This is a genomic window from Cupriavidus sp. PB-02 (assembly GCF_058252315.1).
In genome coordinates this window covers 3,684,570-3,702,355 of the sequence record NZ_CM177694.1, presented here as the reverse complement: position 1 = coordinate 3,702,355, position 17,786 = coordinate 3,684,570, and the positions used below count along the sequence as shown (strand labels likewise).

The 17,786-nt window shown below is 66.3% G+C and carries 14 protein-coding genes; 9 read left to right on the top strand and 5 right to left on the bottom strand.

The features are described 5' to 3' along the window. The first annotated feature begins 4 nt into the window (after positions 1-4). The 6 genes from AC10V3_RS17380 to AC10V3_RS17355 all read left to right on the top strand — a co-directional run bounded on the left by AC10V3_RS17380 (position 5) and on the right by AC10V3_RS17355 (position 6,567). Positions 5-589, top strand: coding sequence for a YceI family protein (locus tag AC10V3_RS17380; RefSeq protein ID WP_022536547.1), 585 nt, complete (start codon positions 5-7; stop codon positions 587-589). Positions 590-689: 100 nt separating this feature from the next. Continuing rightward, positions 690-1,280, top strand: coding sequence for a YceI family protein (locus AC10V3_RS17375; RefSeq protein ID WP_022536546.1), 591 nt, complete (start codon positions 690-692; stop codon positions 1,278-1,280). Positions 1,281-1,677: 397 nt separating this feature from the next. Next, a complete protein-coding gene (locus AC10V3_RS17370; protein ID WP_022536545.1) occupies positions 1,678-3,069 on the top strand; it encodes a class I SAM-dependent methyltransferase in 1,392 nt (463 codons plus the stop codon). 22 nt (positions 3,070-3,091) lie between these two features. Further along, entirely contained in the window at positions 3,092-4,423 is a 1,332-nt protein-coding gene (locus AC10V3_RS17365; protein WP_022536544.1) for a sensor histidine kinase, read from the top strand. 6 nt (positions 4,424-4,429) lie between these two features. Continuing rightward, the gene (locus AC10V3_RS17360; protein ID WP_022536543.1) at positions 4,430-5,563 is read left to right on the top strand and encodes a hybrid sensor histidine kinase/response regulator; all 1,134 of its coding nucleotides are present in this window, start codon (positions 4,430-4,432) and stop codon (positions 5,561-5,563) included. Continuing rightward, on the top strand, positions 5,560-6,567 hold the full coding sequence (locus AC10V3_RS17355; protein WP_022536542.1) for a response regulator: 1,008 nt from the start codon (positions 5,560-5,562) through the stop codon (positions 6,565-6,567). Before AC10V3_RS17360 ends, AC10V3_RS17355 begins: the two co-directional genes overlap by 4 nt. An 83-nt stretch (positions 6,568-6,650) precedes the next feature. On the opposite strand, the gene secF is transcribed toward AC10V3_RS17355, so the two are convergent. The 5 genes from secF to queA all read right to left on the bottom strand — a co-directional run bounded on the left by secF (position 6,651) and on the right by queA (position 12,521). Next, entirely contained in the window at positions 6,651-7,622 is a 972-nt protein-coding gene (secF, locus tag AC10V3_RS17350) for a protein translocase subunit SecF (protein WP_022536541.1), read from the bottom strand. 53 nt (positions 7,623-7,675) lie between these two features. After that, on the bottom strand, positions 7,676-9,547 hold the full coding sequence (secD, locus tag AC10V3_RS17345) for a protein translocase subunit SecD (RefSeq protein ID WP_022536540.1): 1,872 nt from the start codon (positions 9,545-9,547) through the stop codon (positions 7,676-7,678). A 209-nt stretch (positions 9,548-9,756) separates the two neighbouring features. Then, a complete protein-coding gene (gene yajC, locus AC10V3_RS17340; RefSeq protein WP_022536539.1) occupies positions 9,757-10,083 on the bottom strand; it encodes a preprotein translocase subunit YajC in 327 nt (108 codons plus the stop codon). Positions 10,084-10,302: 219 nt separating this feature from the next. After that, the gene (tgt, locus tag AC10V3_RS17335) at positions 10,303-11,433 is read right to left on the bottom strand and encodes a tRNA guanosine(34) transglycosylase Tgt (protein ID WP_349606321.1); all 1,131 of its coding nucleotides are present in this window, start codon (positions 11,431-11,433) and stop codon (positions 10,303-10,305) included. A gap of 17 nt (positions 11,434-11,450) precedes the next feature. Next, positions 11,451-12,521 carry a tRNA preQ1(34) S-adenosylmethionine ribosyltransferase-isomerase QueA gene (gene queA, locus AC10V3_RS17330; RefSeq protein ID WP_022536537.1) on the bottom strand — a complete coding sequence of 357 codons (1,071 nt, stop codon included), beginning with the start codon at positions 12,519-12,521 and terminating at the stop codon, positions 11,451-11,453. 232 nt (positions 12,522-12,753) lie between these two features. Here queA and recG point away from each other — a divergent pair, with 232 nt between their 5' ends. The 3 genes from recG (at position 12,754) to AC10V3_RS17315 (ending at position 17,778) form a co-directional block, all read left to right on the top strand. Further along, positions 12,754-14,928, top strand: coding sequence for an ATP-dependent DNA helicase RecG (recG, locus tag AC10V3_RS17325; protein WP_022536536.1), 2,175 nt, complete (start codon positions 12,754-12,756; stop codon positions 14,926-14,928). A 113-nt stretch (positions 14,929-15,041) separates the two neighbouring features. Next, entirely contained in the window at positions 15,042-15,992 is a 951-nt protein-coding gene (locus tag AC10V3_RS17320; protein WP_022536535.1) for a LysR substrate-binding domain-containing protein, read from the top strand. Positions 15,993-16,335: 343 nt separating this feature from the next. Further along, complete coding sequence (locus AC10V3_RS17315) at positions 16,336-17,778, top strand: catalase (RefSeq protein WP_490922664.1); 1,443 nt, start codon at positions 16,336-16,338, stop codon at positions 17,776-17,778. Positions 17,779-17,786: the final 8 nt, after the last annotated feature.

Here is a 17,786-nt window from a genome sequence, read left to right as displayed (position 1 = left end):
TGAGATGGAACGCACTTCCCGCAGCAATGCCCGCCGCGGCTCGCTTGTCATCGCCGCCGTCCTGGCTGCCACCGGCATCGCCGCCAACCTGGCCTGGGCGCAGGTCGACGCTGCCAAGAGTTCGGTCACTGCGGTCGCACGCCAGATCGGCGTGCCGATGGAGGGCAAGTTCAAGAAATTCGACGCCGCGGTCAACTTCGACCCGGCCAAGCTGGAGACCTCGTCGGCCAAGGTCGAGATCGATGTAGCAAGCTTCGAAATCGGCGACGCGGAGACCACCAAGGAAGTGAAGGGCAAGGACTGGTTCGATGCCGCGAAGTACCCGAAGGCCGTGTTCCAGTCGACCACCATCAAGAACGGCACGCCGGGCAAGTACGACGTGGCCGGCAAGCTGACCATCAAGGGCAAGACCGTGGACGTGGTGGTGCCTGCCACCTATCGCCAGGAGGGCTCGGCCCAGGTGTTCGAAGGCGCGCTGCCGATCAAGCGCACCGCGTTCAATATCGGCGACGGCGAGTGGAAGGACACATCCGTGGTGGCCGACGACGTGCAGATCAAGTTCCGCATCGTGCAGGCCGCGAAGAAGTAAGAGCAAGGCCGGCACTTGCCGGCGTACCCAAGCCGTACCCAACGACGTACTTAACGACGTACCAACAGACGTTCCGCCCAACCTTTTGTCGGGAGATTCCATGAAACTGCGTTCCCTCGTTGCCGCCGTCGCGGCCATTTCCGCAACCGCCGCCTTCGGCGTGGCTTCGGCCAATACCGTGACGTACAACCTCGATCCGACCCACACCTACCCGAGCTTCGAGGCCGACCACCTGGGCGGCCTGTCGACCTGGCGCGGCAAGTTCGACAAGTCCAGCGGCGTGGTCACGCTGGACCGTGCCGCCAAGAACGGCTCGGTCGAGGTCAAGATCGACGCGACTTCGATCGATTTCGGCAACGCCAAGCTGAACCAGCACGCCAAGGGCCCCGACATGTTCGACGTGGAAGCCTTCCCCGAGGCCACCTACAAGGGCAAGTTCTCCAAGTTCAAGGGTGACGTGCCGACCGAAGTCGATGGCGTGCTGACGCTGCGCGGCGTGTCCAAGCCGGTCAAGCTGGAGATCCGCGAGTTCAAGTGCATCCAGCACCCGATGCTCAAGCGCGAAGCCTGCGGCGCCGACGCCGTCGGTACCTTCAACCGCGCCGACTTCGGCCTGGACTACGGCGTGAAGATGGGCTTCAAGCCCGAAGTGAAGCTCGCCATCCAGGTGGAAGGCGTGCGCGCAGAGTAAGGACAAGCGAGCGCTATCGCCCGGTCCGTCAGGGCCGCGGTGACCATGAAGGCCGGCATTTTGCCGGCCTTTTTTGCTTTTCAGCAGCTGGTTCGACCGATTGTTCCATTCTCCCCGCGTACGAGGGGCTCAGGGGGCACTTGGTGTACGCGGCGCGATTGCCACAGTACAATGGGCCGCGGCAATTCCAAGACGATAAGGGCTGCCGGCGCACCCTCCCAAGGCGGGGTGCCGCGGCCCGCCAACAGGCTATAGCGCATTCCCTATGAGTATTCGCTGCACGTCCCGATACCGGTAGCCGTCCCCGCGACCCCTTCGCCCCCTCCTGCTGTACCCGGCCGTTCCGCCCTGGCAGTATGGCCTTCGCAGCGTTTCTCGGATTTCCCTGGGCAATACCGTGTATTCCAAAACGCAAATCGATCCGGTAGTTAGTTTCCGCAACTCGCAGGGCGAGCAGGTGCGCGGCACGATCATCAATCTCCAGAGAAAGTCTCTGGTGATGGAGATCTACAACCCGTATTCGATCGTGCAGGTCAGCGAGGTGCTGAGCGAGCTCAGCGTCCGCATGGGCGCCAAGAACGCCTATCTCGGCAAGGCCGTGGTGATGAGCCTGGTGAACACCGGCCTGACCGCGGTGGTGTCGCTGACGCTGATCGACGAGTGGCGCGAGCTGTCCGACCTGAACAACGAGCCCAAGTCGGTGGGGCGCGAAGCCGAGCTCTTCGTGCAGGACTGGGACACGCGTTTCAATATCCGGCGCGACTACCAGATCGTGGTCAACGAGATGCGCGCCTTCCTGTCTGAAGTGTCGCGCTGGGTCGAGCAGGTGGACCTGACCGAATCGCTGCCCAAGAAGGAAGGCAAGCTGCGCGAAGACGTGTTCTACGAGCTCTCCACGCCGATCATGGTCAAGACCAAGACGTACCTCGACTGGCTCGAGGGCGAGGCCGAGCGCGTCGACCCGGAGATCGCGCCGGTGCACCGCACCTATGCCCAGTCGGCACTGCACCCGCTGCTGCTGCGCGCGCCGTTCGTGTACCGCACCTTCACCAAGCCGCTCGGCTATGCCGGCGACTACGAGATGGTGAACCAGATCCTGGGCGACCCCCAACAGGGGCCGACCACCTACTTCCAGATCGTCAACACCGCCTTCCTGAAGGCGGCGGTGGCGACCGCGCACCGCAACCGCATCGACCTGCTGGTCGATTTCCTGACCCGCCAGGCCGAACGCGCGCGCGCCGAGGGCCGGCCGTTCCGCGTGCTCAACGTGGGCTGCGGGCCGGCTTTCGAGATCCAGCGCTTCGTGCGCGAGTATCCTAATCCGGAGCTGCTGTCATTCCAGCTGGTCGACTTCAGCGAAGAGACGCTGGAATACACGCGCAGCTCGATCGAGCACGCTGCCAGCAGCGCCGGGCGCAAGGTTTCCGTGGAGATGGTGCACCAGTCGGTGCACGAACTGCTCAAGCGGCGCATCTCGCCTGACGATATCAGTGCGCGGGAGTTCGACGCGGTCTACTGCGCGGGCCTGTTCGACTACCTGTCCGACAAGGTGTGCGCGCGGCTGCTGCAGTATTTCGCCTCGCGTTCGCGCCCGGGCGGGCAAATCCTGGTGACCAACGTCCACGCCAACAATCCTGAGAAATTCGGCATGGAACACCTGCTGGAGTGGTACCTGATCTACCGCGACGACCCCGGCATGGCACAGCTGCTGCCCGAGAACTCGCATTCGCACCGCATCTACGTTGACGCCACCGGCGTCAACGTGTTCGCGGAAGCCACCATTGACTGAGGCAGTCCCTGCGGACCACGCCATGAGCACCAACCAACTCTACGCCGGCTACCAGTCCGAGCTGGCCGACTTTCGCCTGGCGTTCAGCCGGGGCGGCGCCTACACCGCAATCGTGCTGGTCATGCTCGGGGTCGGACTCGACTATGGCCAGTATCCGCAGCAGCAGCTCGCCTTCGCCGTGGCGCGGGTGGTGGTGTCGCTGCTGATCGCGGGCGTCGTGGTGATGCTGTACAGCGCCGCGGGCCGGCGCTTCGCGCCATGGCTGACGCTGACCTGGCTGATGCTGCCGCAGATCATGATCGCGTGGATGATCTCGCAGACCGAAGGGGTGCAGTCTCCTTACTATGTCGGTCTCAACCTGGCGATCTTCGCCTCCGGCATCGCGCTGCCATTCGGGCTGTGGCAGAACCTGGTGTTCGGCGTGCTCTCGTACCTGCTGTACGTGCTGGCGTGCCTGTTCCACCCTGGCGGCATCGAGCCGGTCGGCACCTTTATCGTCAATTCGCTGTTCCTGCTGTTCGCCGCGGCGGCCAGCGGGGTCTACACCTTCTTCAACGAGCGCGCGCGCTTCATGCTGTTCCGGCTGAAGGCCGAGGTTGCCGAGAAGAACGCCGAGCTCGAGGTAATCAACCGCAAGCTGGTCGACATCAAGGGCCAGATGCTGCAGCAGGAGAAGATGGCCGCCATCGGTACGCTGGCGGCGGGGCTGCTGCACGAGGTCAACAACCCGGTCAACTTCTGCCTGATGGCGATCGAGGTGGCGATGGAAGAGCCGCAGGCCAAGGAAAGCGAGTCGCTGACCGAATGCCTGGTCGATGCCAAGCAGGGCATGCAGCGCATCCAGCATATCGTGTCCGACCTGAAGACGTTCGCCTACCGCAAGCCGGGCGCCGAGGTCGAAGGCACGCCGTTCCTGTTCGAGAAGGCGCTGGATTCGTCGATCCGGCTGACCGCGCACGAGCTGCGCGGGGTCAAGGTCACGCGCGAACTGCCCGACGACACGCTGGTGATGGGCGACGAAGCCGCCGTCATCGGCGTGCTGATCAACCTGTTCTCCAACGCGGCGCTGGCCATGCGCAAGGCCGGCACGCAGGAACCCGCGATCCATACCACGGTGCGCTGGGCCGAGAGACGGCTGCATGTGACAGTGCGCGACAACGGCCCCGGCATCGCGGCGGAACATCTGGCGCGCGTGTTCGAACCGTTCTTCACCACGCGCGAAGTGGGGCAGGGGCTGGGGCTTGGACTGTCGATCAGCTACGCGGTGATCGAGCGCCACGGCGGCCAGCTCTTTGCGGAGAGCGAGCTGGGCCAGTGGGCGGCGTTCAGCTTCGACCTGCCACGCGCGGAGTAAGCGACCATGAGCGAAGTCCAGCAAGCGCGGCCGACCATTCTCTACGTCGATGACGAGGACATGGCGCGCAAGTACTTTGCGCGCGCGGTCGGCGGCGAATACGAAGTCCTGCTCGCCGCGAGCGCCGACGAGGGCGTGGCGTTGCTGGGCGCCGAGAGCGCGCGCATCGCGATCCTGGTGACGGATTTCCGCATGCCGGGGCGCGACGGCGGCGACCTGCTGCGCCAGGTTGCGCAGGACTACCCGCAGATCGTGCGGATCCTGGTGACGGCCTACGCCGACAAGGATGTGCTGCTGCAGACCGTCAACTCCGGCGAAGTCTTCCGCATCCTGGAAAAGCCGCTGAGCGTCACCGACGTGCGCGAGGTGCTGCGCCAGGCCGGCGAGCGCCACCGCGAACGCGCGCTGCGCCAGCACCGGCTGATGGCAATCGATGAGACGCTGGCGTTCCTGGCGCATGAGCTGAACACGCCGCTGGCGGCCATCGCCAACTTTGCGCGTGGCATCCAGAGCCGCGTCGCGGGCGAGTACAGCGAGCAGCGTCTGGGCGAGGTCGGCCAGGCGGCCAGCGCCATGCACGACAATGCGCAGTATTGCCTGGCGGTGCTGTCGTCGTTCCTGCAGTCCGTGCGCAGCAGCGCCGGCAGCCCGGTGGCCCGGCCGGAGCCGGCGGCCGAAGTCAGCGCGGGTGCGCTGGTAGCGTCATTGCTCGATACCTATCCGTTCGCGGGCGAGCAGCGCCAGTGGGTGCAGGTCGAGGTGCACGGCGATTTCCCGGTGCAGACGCTGCCCAACTGCGTGGCGCTGGTGTTGTCGTCGGTGATGAGCAACGCGCTGCGCGCACTGGCCGACGTGGCCGCGCCGTCGCTGCGCTTCGTGGTGGTGGCCCAGCCGAGCCAGGAAATCCGCATCTGCGACAACGGCCCCGGCATCCCGCCCGAGGTGATGGAGCGCCTGCTGGTCGATCCCGTCACCACCCACGCCAGCGCCGGCGGCAGCGGCCTGGGCATGATTTTCTGCAACCGCGTCATGCAATCCTTCGGCGGCGGCATCCGGATCGCGTCCGCGTCCGGAGCCGGGACCACGGTGACGCTGGACTTTCCAAATTACAAGCATCGAATGATTAGGAGTGACCGATGAGCGAACTGATTGCCACCCAGGCACCACCCCCGGCGATTCTGTTCGTCGATGACGAGGCGACCGCCGTGAAGTACTTCCAGCGCGCCATCGGTGCGCTGGCGCCGGTGGTGACCGGCGGCTCGGTGGAAGAGGGCAAGGCGCTGCTCGATGCCCACGCCGACAGCCTGGCCGTGCTGGTGTCTGACCAGCGCATGCCGGGCGAGTACGGCAACGAACTGCTGCGCTATGCGCGCGAGCGCTACCCGCATATCGTGCGCATCCTGACCACGGCGTATTCGGAGCTCGACCAGACCGTCGCAGCGGTCAACGAGGGCCAGATCCACCGCTATATCAAGAAGCCGTGGGACATCACGGCGCTGCGCATGGAACTGAAGCAGGCGCTGGAGCTGTCCGGCCTGCGCAAGGAACGCGACCAGCTGGTGCGCGAGAAGCTGGCCGTGCTGCAGACCCAGACCGTGGCCACCCGCATCGGCATGCTGCACGCACTGTGCGCCAGCCTCATCGGCCCCGGCCGCTTCCAGCCGGTGGAAACCTACCTGGCGGCGGTCGACCTGGCCGGCGCGCGCAACGCCGAGCCGGACTGGCAGCGCATGGACTACGCCGACCTGGTACGCGCGGAATCCGAGCGTAGCGGCAGCTTCGGCCATGCCGTGGGCACGCGCCTGGCGGAACTGCGTAGCGCCAACGCGGGCAAGGGCGCGGCCGATGCCCCGACGGTGATCGCCGACGCGCTCGGCAGCGAGGTGGTGCGCCGCGACGGCGACACCGTGGTGTGGACCGCACCGGCCACGCTGGCCGAGTTCCTGGCGCAGCCGGTGGGCAAGCCCGTGTCGGCGCCGCACGCGGCCTGGCTGGCGAGCCTGCTATGGCTGGAGGAGGTCGGCGGCGCGGTGAAGTTCGCGCGCGACGGTGACACCATCGTGTGCCGCACGGGCCCACGCAGCGAGAGCTTCGCGGCCGACCGGCTGGCGGCGTGGATCGAGCGCTTCGCCGAGCAAGTCTGATCTCCGGATCGCTTCACGCAATGAAAATGGCGCCCCGCGGGGCGCCATTTCTTTGCCGGCTTCTTTTGCCTGCGTTCGGGCCGTCAGGCCTGCGCGCCGTAGTTGGGGTCGTTGCGGTCGGTCGAATCTGACTTCTTGTCGCCCTTGACCAGGTCCTCGCGCTTGACGCCCAGCCACATCGCCAGCGCCGCGGCCACGAACACCGACGAGTAGATACCGAACAGGATACCCACCGTCAGCGCGAGCGCGAAGTAGTGCAGCGTGGGGCCGCCGAAGAAGAACATCGACAGCACCATCATCTGGGTCGAGCCGTGGGTGATGATAGTGCGCGAGATGGTGCTGGTGATCGCGTTGTCGATGATCTCGTGGGTGGTCATCTTGCGGAACTTGCGGAAGTTCTCGCGCACCCGGTCGAAGATCACCACCGATTCGTTGACCGAGTAGCCCAGCACCGCCAGCACCGCCGCCAGCACCGACAGCGAGAATTCCCACTGGAAGTAGGCGAAGAAGCCCAGGATGATGACCACGTCGTGCAGGTTGGCGATGATGCCCGCCACCGCGAACTTCCACTCAAAGCGGAACGACAGGTAGATCACGATGCCGGCCACCACGCACAAGAGGGCCAGCAGGCCGTCGGTGGCCAGTTCCTTGCCCACCTGCGGGCCGACGAACTCCACCCGTTGCAGCTTCACGTCAGGCGAGGCGGCCTGCAGCGCGGTCATCACCTGCTCGCTCTGCTGGGCCGAGGTGACGGGCTTGCCGTCCGGACCCTTCTGCAGCGGCAGGCGGATCATGACGTCTCGCGAGGTGCCGAAGTTCTGCACCTGCACGTCGGTATAGCCCAGCTTGCCCACCTGGCCACGGATCTTTTCCAGGTCGGCAGCCTGCTGGTAGCTGACCTCCATCACCGTGCCGCCGGTGAATTCGATCGACAGGTGCAGGCCCTTGTGCCAGAGGAAGAACACGGCGGCGGCAAACGTCAGGAAGGAAATCACGTTGAAGACCAACGCGTGCTTCATGAACGGAATGTCGCGCCGGATGCGGAAGAATTCCATGTTGAATCCTGTTCTGTACTGCTAGTTGTTGCTGATCGGCTCTGCCGCCCGCTTTACTTGGCGACCGGCGTGTCGGTGGCGTTGCCCGGCTTCCAGATCTGGCCGATGGCCACGCTCTGCAGCTTCTTCTTGCGGCCGTACCAGAGGTTGACCAGGCCGCGGTTGAAGAACACCGCCGAGAACATCGAGGTCAGGATGCCCAGGCAGTGCACCACGGCAAAGCCGCGCACCGGGCCCGAACCGAAGGCCAGCAGCGCCAGGCCGGCGATCAGCGTGGTCACGTTCGAGTCCAGGATGGTGGCCCAGGCGCGGTCGAAGCCGACCGCGATCGCCATCTGCGGCGACGCGCCCGCGCGCAGTTCCTCGCGGATGCGCTCGTTGATCAGCACGTTGGCGTCGATGGCCATGCCCAGCACCAGCGCGATGGCGGCGATGCCCGGCAGCGTCAGCGTGGCCTGCAGCATCGACAGCACGGCGATCAGCAGCAGCAGGTTCACGCCCAGCGCCAGCACCGAGAACACGCCGAACAGCATGTAGTACAGGATCATGAACACGCCGATCGCGGCAAAGCCGTAGGCGACCGAGTCAAAACCCTTCTGGATGTTGTCGGCGCCCAGCGACGGGCCGATGGTGCGCTCTTCGATGATTTCCATCGGCGCGGCCAGCGAGCCGGCGCGCAGCAGCAGGGCCAGGTCGTTGGCGGCTTCGGTCGAATAGGAGCCGGTGATCTGGAAGCTCGAGCCCAGTTCGGACTGGATCGTCGCCACCGTCAGCACTTCACCCTTGCCCTTCTCGAACAGCACAATCGCCATCGGCTTCTTCAGGTTCTCGCGCGAGACGTCGCGGAGCACGCGGCCGCCCTGGGCGTCGAGCTTGATGTTGACCGAAGGCTGCTGGTTCTGGTCGAAGCCGGCCGAGGCGCTTTCAATGCGATCGCCGGTGAAGATGACCTGCTTCTTCAGCACCACCGGGGCGCCGTTGCCTTGCGTGAAGAGTTCGCTGCCGAACGGGACCGGGTCGCCCGGGCGCGGGCTGCGCGGCGCGTCGTTGTCGACCAGGCGCGCTTCCAGCGTGGCGGTGCGGCCGATGATGTCCTTGGCCTTGGCGGTGTCCTGCACGCCCGGCAGCTGCACCACGATGCGGTCGGCGCCTTGCTGCTGGATCACCGGCTCGGCCACGCCCAGTTCGTTCACGCGGTTGTGCAGCGTGGTGATGTTCTGCTTGACCGCGGCGTCCTGCACGGCCTTGCGCGCGGCCTCGGTGAAGGTGCCGACGATGTTGTTGCCGTCCATGGCGAAGGCCACTTCGCGCAGGTTCTCGGCCAGCACGGCACGGGCGCGGTTGGCTTCGTCGGCATTGTTGAAGCGCACCGTCAGGCGCTCGCCGTCGCGGTCGATGCCGCCGTGGCGGATGCCCTTGTCGCGCAGCAGCGTGCGCGCGTCGCCGGCCAGGCTGTCGAGCTTCTTGTCGACGGCGCCCTTCATGTCGACCTGCAGCAGGAAGTGCACGCCGCCGCGCAGGTCCAGACCCAGGTACATCGGCAGCGCGTGCATGGCGGTCAGCCAGTGCGGCGAGCCCGACAGCAGGTTCAGCGCAACCACGTAGGTGGGGTCGGCGGGGACCGGGTTGAGCGAGCGCGACAGCACGTCCTTGGCCTTGAGCTGCTCGTCGGTGGTGCGGAAACGCGCCTTGACCGAGCCCGACTGGCCGGAAATGTCGAAGAACACGCCGTCAGGCCGGAACTGGTTCTGCGCCAGGATCTCTTCGACCTGCTTCTGCATGGACAAGTCGACCTTGACCGTGGCCTTGCCCGAAGACACCTGCACGGCGGGCGCCTCGCCGAAGAAGTTCGGCAAGGTATAGATGATGCCGATGGCCAGGGCCACCAGGATCACGATGTACTTCCAAAGCGGATAACGATTCATCTCGGGCCAGTCATTCAGCGGTTGGCGGGGCCGGCGCAGGCGTGGCGCGCCACGTCGGCGGCGCCGAACCGGTTTGGCAAACAGCCGCCTGGCAGCCACGGATGGAAGCCGCCGGGGCTTCGTCGGGCTGGATCAGGCGGCTGCCGGGGCATGCGCGAACGGGCATGCCGGAAAAGACAAAGGCGGGAGTCGCGTGGGCGCTCGGCGGATCAGAGCGCCTTCAGCGAGCCCTTCGGCAGCACCGTGGTCACGGCGTTCTTCTGCACGGTGATTTCCGTGCCCGTGGCGATTTCCAGACCGACGTACTGGTCGGTGACCTTGGTCACGCGGCCCAGGATACCGCCGGCGGTGACGACTTCATCGTTCTTGGCCAGCGCTTCGAGCATCGCCTTTGATTCCTTCTGGCGCTTCATTTGCGGGCGGATCATGATGAACCACAGCACCGCAAACATCAGGATGATGGGCAGGAAGCTCATCAGGCCGCCAGCCGCGCCGCCGGCACCGGCGGTCTGGGCAAATGCGTTAGAAATCAACACGTTGGTTCTCCGTCACAAAAGTCAGTCAGTTAATCGAGCATTCTACCATTCGCATTCTGCCCGCCTCAGGCATTCTAGGGCGGAATACGGGTTTGTTCGGGGTGATTCCGGGGCGACTCGGGGCGGCGCCAGTTTCCGCGCGCTGTCCGCACGTTCACCGGTGCATGACCCGGGCTATTCGACCGGCGCCGGCGGGAAAGTTCGCGCCGGCGCCCGCTTTCACTGCGTGCCGCGCGCGCGATCGGCCGCAAACTGGCGGCGGAAGTCGGTGAAACGGTGCTGCTCGATCGATTCGCGCACCTCGCGCATCAGCTGCAGGTAGTAGTGCAGGTTGTGAATGGTATTCAGGCGCGCGCCCAGGATCTCGCCCACGCGGTGCAGGTGGTGCAGGTAGGCGCGCGAGAAGTTGCGGCAGGTGTAGCAGGCGCAGCTTTCATCGAGCGGGCGCGGGTCGTTGCGGTGCGCCGCGTTCTTGATCTTGACGTCGCCGTAGCGGGTGAAGAGCCAGCCGTTGCGCGCGTTGCGGGTGGGCATCACGCAATCGAACATGTCGACGCCCGCGGCCACACCGGCCACCAGATCTTCCGGCGTGCCCACGCCCATCAGGTAGTGCGGCTTGTCGGCCGGCAGGCGCGGCGCCACGTGCTCCAGCACGCGCATCATGTCTTCTTTGGGCTCGCCCACCGACAGGCCGCCGATGGCAAAGCCGTGGAAATCCAGCTCGGACAGCCCCGCCAGCGATTCATCGCGCAGGTCCTCGTACATGCCGCCCTGGACGATGCCGAACAGCGCGTTCGGGTTGGCCACGCGTTCGAACTCGTCGCGCGAGCGCTTGGCCCAGCGCAGGCTCATGCGCATCGACTTGGCCGCTTCCTCGTGCGTGGCGGGGCGCCCGTCGATCTCGTAGGGCGTGCACTCGTCGAACTGCATCACGATGTCGGAGTTCAGCGTGCGCTGGATCTGCATCGAGATCTCGGGCGACAGGAAGAGCTTGTCGCCATTGACCGGTGATGCGAACGTGACGCCATCTTCGGTGATCTTGCGCAGATCGCCCAGCGAAAACACCTGGAAGCCGCCAGAATCGGTCAGGATCGGCTTGTCCCAGCCGATAAATTTGTGTAGGCCCTCGTGGGCCTTGACCACGTCCAGCCCCGGGCGCAGCCACAGGTGGAAGGTGTTGCCAAGGATGATGTGCGCGCCGATCTCGTTCAGTTCCAGCGGCGACATGGCCTTGACCGAGCCGTAGGTGCCGACCGGCATGAAGATCGGCGTCTCGACCACGCCGTGGTTCAGCGTGACGCGGCCGCGGCGGGCGTTGCCGTCGGTGGTGATGAGTTCGAAGTTGAGCATGGCGGGTAGTTCTGGGTTCAGGCCTCGGGGCCGGCGGCGGGCTGGCGCGTCAGCAGCATGGCGTCGCCGTAGCTGAAGAAACGGTAGCGCTGCTCGACCGCATGGCGGTAGGCGGCGCGGATGGCTTCCACACCGGACAGCGCAGAGACCAGCATGAGCAGCGTCGACCTGGGCAGGTGGAAGTTGGTGATCAGGGCATCGACCAGGCGGAAGCGGTAGCCGGGCGTGATGAAGATATCGGTGTCGCCGCTGCCGGCGGCGAGCGTGCCGTCGGCCTGCGCGGCCGATTCCAGCGCGCGCAGCGAGGTGGTGCCGACCGCGATCACGCTGCCGCCGCGGGCGCGGGTGTCGCGCACGGCCTGGGCCAGTTCCTCGGAGATCGCGTACCACTCCGAGTGCATCTTGTGCTCGGCCAGGTTCTCGGTGCGCACCGGCTGGAACGTGCCAGCGCCCACGTGCAGCGTCAGGAAGGCGCGGCGCACGCCAGCGGCATCGAGGCGCGCGAACAGCGCATCGTCGAAATGCAGCCCTGCGGTGGGTGCGGCCACGGCGCCCGGACTGCGCGCGTAGACGGTCTGGTAGCGGGTCTCGTCGTAGGCGTCCGGGTCGTGCGTGATATACGGCGGCAGCGGCAGGCGGCCGTAGCGCTCGATCAGGTCCAGCGCCGGCTCGGGGAAGCGCAGCGTGAAGAACTGGTCCACGCGCGGCCCCACGGTGACGGCGAAGGCGTCGTCGGCCAGATGCAGCGTGCTGCCCTCGGCGGGCGTCTTGGAGGCGCGCACCTGGGCCAGCACGGTGTGGCTGTCGACGATGCGCTCGACCAGCACCTCGATCTTGCCGCCGCTGGGCTTGTGGCCGAAGAAGCGCGCCTTGATCACGCGCGTGTCGTTGAACACCAGCAGGTCATCGGGACGCAGGTAGTCGACGATATCGCTGAAGGCGCGATCGACCAGGCGCACCGCGTCGGCGGTGTCGGCGGGCGCGAGCCGTTCGACCACCAGCAGCCGGCTGGCACTGCGGTCGGGCAGCGCGCTCTGGGCAATCAGTTCGGGCGGCAGCGGAAAATCGAAATCGGAGAGCGTCAACATCGTGGAAACGGCGGGGGGCGGCCGGCAGCCATGCGGGCCGGAGAGGCTAAGTGGGGCACAAAGCGGCACTCCGCTGCCCTTGGCGACAGCCGGCATGGGTACAATCGGCGAATCCGATATTGTAAGGCCACGGGCCCGCCAGACGCCGGGCCGGGTGTGATACCCGCTATTTGCCGGCCCGAGCCAGCCGCCCAAGCCGAAACCGCAGCGACTGCTGCCAATTTTGTTGCCGATGCCCGGAACCGCCGCCGACCCGATCCAGGACCCTGCCGATGCCGCCAAGGAAGCGGCGGCGCCCGCGCGTGGCAAGGCTGGCGAGGCAAAGGGCAAGGCTACAGCTTCGGGCACATCATCGGCGGCCGCGCGCCTGGCCAAGCTGGGCCTGCGCCGTCCCGTCGACCTGGTGCTGCACCTGCCGATGCGCTACGAGGACGAGACCACGCTGGCACCGATCGCCGACGCAATCCGCCGCGCCGGGGCGGGCCAGCCGGCGCAGGTCGAAGGCGAGGTCATCTCCAATGAAGTCACGTTCCGGCCGCGCCGCCAGCTGGTGGTCAAGATCGCCGACGACAGCGGCGAACTGACGCTGCGCTTCCTCAACTTCTACGGCAGCCAGACCAAGCAGATGGCCGAGGGCGTGCGCCTGCGCGTGCGCGGCGAGGTCCGCGGCGGTTTCTTCGGCGCCGAGATGGTGCACCCGACGGTGCGCCCGGTGGTGCACGGCGAAGCGCTGCCGGACCGCCTGACACCCGTGTATCCATCCACCGCCGGTATCGCACAGGCCTACTTGCGCAAGGCCATCGGCGGCGCGCTGTCGCGCACACCCATGCCCGAGACGCTGCCGCAGGCGGTGCTGCAAGGGCCGCTGGCCCGGCTGCACCTGCGCCCGCTGGCCGACTGCCTGCGCCTGCTGCATGCGCCGCCGCCGCAGGAAAGCGAGGCCGCGCTGGCCGACCGCTCGCACCCGGCCTGGCAGCGCATCAAGTTCGACGAGCTGCTTGCGCAGCAGATTTCGCTGCGGCGCGCACACGCGGCGCGGCGCGAGAAGACCGCGCCGACCATGTCGCGCCGCGAGGGCGGTTTGCTGACCCGCTTCCTGGCCGCGCTGCCATTCCGGCTGACCGGCGCGCAGGAACGCGTGGTCGCGGAGATTGCCGCCGACATGACGCGGCCGCACCCGATGCACCGGCTGCTGCAGGGCGATGTCGGCAGCGGCAAGACCATCGTCGCCGCGCTGGCGGCGTGCCAGGCGATCGACGCCGGCTACCAGGCGGCGCTGATGGCGCCCACCGAAATCCTGGCCGAGCAACACTACCGCAAGCTGTCCGCGTGGCTGGAGCCACTGGGCGTGCCGGTGGTCTGGCTGGCCGGCAGCCTGAAGGCGCGCGAGAAGCGCGAGGCCGCCGCGCGCGTGGAATCGGGCGAGGCGCAGCTGGTGATCGGCACCCATGCGCTGATCCAGGACGCCGTGCGCTTTGCGAAGCTGGGCCTGTCGGTGGTCGACGAGCAGCACCGCTTCGGCGTGGCGCAGCGGCTGGCGCTGCGCGGCAAGGCGGGTGCCAGCGATGTGCCGGCGCCGGACACGGTGCCGCACCAGCTGATGATGTCGGCCACGCCGATCCCACGCACGCTCGCCATGACGTATTACGCCGACCTCGACGTGTCGGTGATCGACGAACTGCCGCCGGGCCGCACGCCCATCGTCACGCGGCTGGTCAACGATGCGCGCCGCGACGAGGTGATCGCGCGCGTGCACCATGCCGCCGCGGAAGGGCGCCAGGTCTACTGGGTCTGTCCGCTGATCGAGGAAAGCGAGGCGCTGCAGCTGCAGACCGCGGTGGAGACCTACGAGACGCTGGTCGCCGCGCTCCCTGACCTGCGAGTGGGCCTGGTGCACGGCCGCCTGCCGCCGGCGGAGAAAGCGTCGGTGATGGACGACTTCAGCGCCAACCGCATGCAGGTGCTGGTGGCCACGACCGTGATCGAAGTGGGCGTGGACGTGCCCAATGCCTCGCTGATGGTGATCGAGCATGCCGAGCGCTTTGGCCTGGCCCAGCTGCACCAGTTGCGCGGGCGGGTGGGGCGGGGCAGCGCCGAATCGGTGTGCCTGCTGATGTACCAGGCGCCGCTGTCGCCGACCGCGCGCGAACGGCTGGCGACCATGCGCGAGACCACCGACGGCTTCGAGATCGCGCGGCGCGACCTGGAAATCCGTGGCCCCGGTGAGTTCCTGGGCGCACGCCAGTCGGGCGAGGCCATGCTGCGCTTTGCCGACCTGCAGACCGACGCATGGCTGGTGGAATACGCGCAGGAGGCGGCCGAGCTGATGCTGGAGCGCTTTCCGGAAGCGGTCGAAGCACACCTTTCGCGCTGGCTCGGCGGGCGCGAGCACTATCTGAAAGCCTGACCGGCGCCTGTCCAGGTGCGCGATGCTTCGCATGCGTCGACACAATGCGTTGGCGCTCTGACAGAAGCGGCAATCGAAGGTAAAATCTATCGCCTACCGCAACTCGATAAGTCATGACGCTCACCGAACTCAAGTACATCGTCGCCGTGGCGCGAGAGCGCCATTTCGGCCGGGCCGCCGAAGCCTGCTTCGTCTCGCAGCCGACCCTGTCGGTCGCGATCAAGAAGCTGGAAGACGAACTCAACGTGCAGATTTTCGAGCGCGGCACCTCCGAGGTGTCGGTGACGTCCATCGGCGAGCAGATCGTCGCGCAGGCCCAGCGTGTGCTCGAACAGACCATGGCCATCCGCGAGATTGCCAAGCAGGGCAAGGACCCGCTGGCGGGCCCGCTGCGCGTGGGCGTGATCTACACCATCGGGCCGTACCTGTTGCCGTCGCTGGTCAAGCAGATGATCGAGACCGTGCCGCAGATGCCGCTGATGCTGCAGGAGAACTACACCCACAAGCTGATCGAGCTGCTCAAGCAGGGCGAGATCGACTGCGCGGTGATGGCCGAGCCGTTCGCCGATTCCGGCCTGACGGTGCGTCCGCTCTATGACGAGCCCTTTGTCGTCGCCGTGCCGCGCGGCCACGAACTGGCGCAGGCGCGCGCGATCGACCCGGATGAACTCAAGCGGCAAACCATGCTGCTGCTCGGCAGCGGCCACTGCTTCCGCGACCATGTGCTGGGCGTGTGCCCCGAGCTGTCGCGCTTCTCGCAGGCGGCCGACGGTATCCAGAAGACCTTCGAGGGCTCGTCGCTGGAGACCATCCGCCATATGGTCGCCAGCGGGGTCGGCATCACCGTGCTGCCGCGCACCTCGGTGCCTGACATGAAGGCCAAGGGCGACATGCTGGCCTATGTGCCGTTTGCCGATCCCGTGCCGGATCGCCGGGTGGTGCTGGCCTGGCGCAAGAGCTTTACCCGTCTGCCGGCAATGGAAGCGCTGGCCAATGCCGTGGCCGCGTGCGACCTGCAGGGCGTGCGCAGGCTCGACGCCAAGGATCTGGCAGAAGCTGCCTGATTGCTTTACCGGGTACTTAAAAGGCCGCACGGAATTCCTTCCGCTGCGGCCTTTTTTGTTGGTCTCGCGGTCGGCAAGAGAGATAGATTTGACCTAACACATAGGTATAAATAATTAAATTCTCTACTTGATAGCCTCTTTGTACACTTGGTCTCGTCGATGCGCGACGCGTCGATCAGCCAGGGAGACCGATGATGAGCAGCAGCGCCCGATTCATTCCAGGCACCATCCCTGAGCGCCCGATTTTTTCCCGCATGGGGCGCTGCCTGCTCGATTGTCTTGCCTGCTACGCGGCCGCGAACTGACGCGCCGATTCCGTTCAGCTACCCACAAGAAGGACAAGATGAGCAAGAAAGACACTCTCACTACCGCAGCCGGCGCACCGGTCGCCGATAACCAGAATTCGCAGACCGCCGGCCCGCGCGGACCGATGCTGCTGCAGGACGTGTGGTTCCTCGAAAAACTCGCCCACTTCGACCGCGAGGTCATTCCCGAGCGGCGCGTTCATGCCAAGGGCTCCGGCGCGTACGGTACGCTGAAGATCACGCACAACATCAGCCAATACAGCAAGGCTTCGGTGTTTGCCGAGATCGGCAAGGAAACGCCGCTGTTTATCCGCTTCTCCACCGTCGCCGGCGAGCGCGGCGCGGCCGACGCCGAGCGCGACGTGCGCGGCTTCTCGGTCAAGTTCTATACCGACGAAGGCAACTGGGACGTGGTCGGCAACAACACCCCGGTGTTCTTCGTGCGCGACCCGCTCAAGTTCCCCGACTTTATCCACACGCAGAAGCGCAACCCGCGCACCAACCTGCGCGATCCGATCGCGGTGTGGGACTTCTGGTCGCGCCATCCGGAATCGCTGCACCAGGTCACCATCCTGATGAGCGACCGCGGCCTGCCGCAGAACTACCGCCAGATCCACGGCTTCGGCTCGCATACGTACTCGTTCATCAACGCCAACAACGAGCGCTTCTACGTCAAGTTCCACTTCAAGTCGCAGCAGGGCATCGCCAGCTGGACTAATGAAGAAGCGGCCAAGGTCGTGGCCACGGACCGCGAAAGCGCGCAGCGCGACCTGTTCGAGAACATCGAACAGGGCAACTTCCCGCGCTGGAGCCTGCGCGTGCAGGTCATGCCGGAAGCCGATGCGGCCAGGTACCACATCAACCCGTTCGACCTGACCAAGGTGTGGCCGCACAAGGACTACCCGTTGATCGACGTGGGCGTGGTCGAGCTCAACCGCAACCCCGACAACTACTTTGCCGAGGTCGAGCAGGTGGCGATGAATCCGGCCAATATCGTGCCGGGCATCGGCTTCTCGCCCGACAAGATGCTGCAAGGGCGGCTGTTCTCGTATGGCGACACGCAGCGCTATCGCCTCGGGATCAACCACCACCAGATCCCGGTGAACGCGCCGATATGCCCGTTCCACAACACCTTCCACCGCGATGGCGCGATGCGCGTGGACGGCAACCAGGGGGGCAAGCTGAACTACGAGCCCAACCGCGAAAGCGCCTACGGCGCCAGCGAGCGCGCGATGGAGCCGCCGCTCGCGCTGGACGGCGCCGCCGACCGCTGGGACCACCGCGTGGACTCGGACTACTACAGCCAGCCGGGCGCGCTGTTCCGGCTGTTCGACGAAGGCCAGCGCCAGCGCCTGTTCGCCAATATCGCGGCGTCGATGCAGGGCGTACCCGCGGAGATCGTGCGCGTGCAGCTGGAGCACTTCACCAGGGCTGACCCGGCCTACGGCGAGGGCGTGAAGCGCGCGCTTGACCTGAAGTAAGCGGCAAT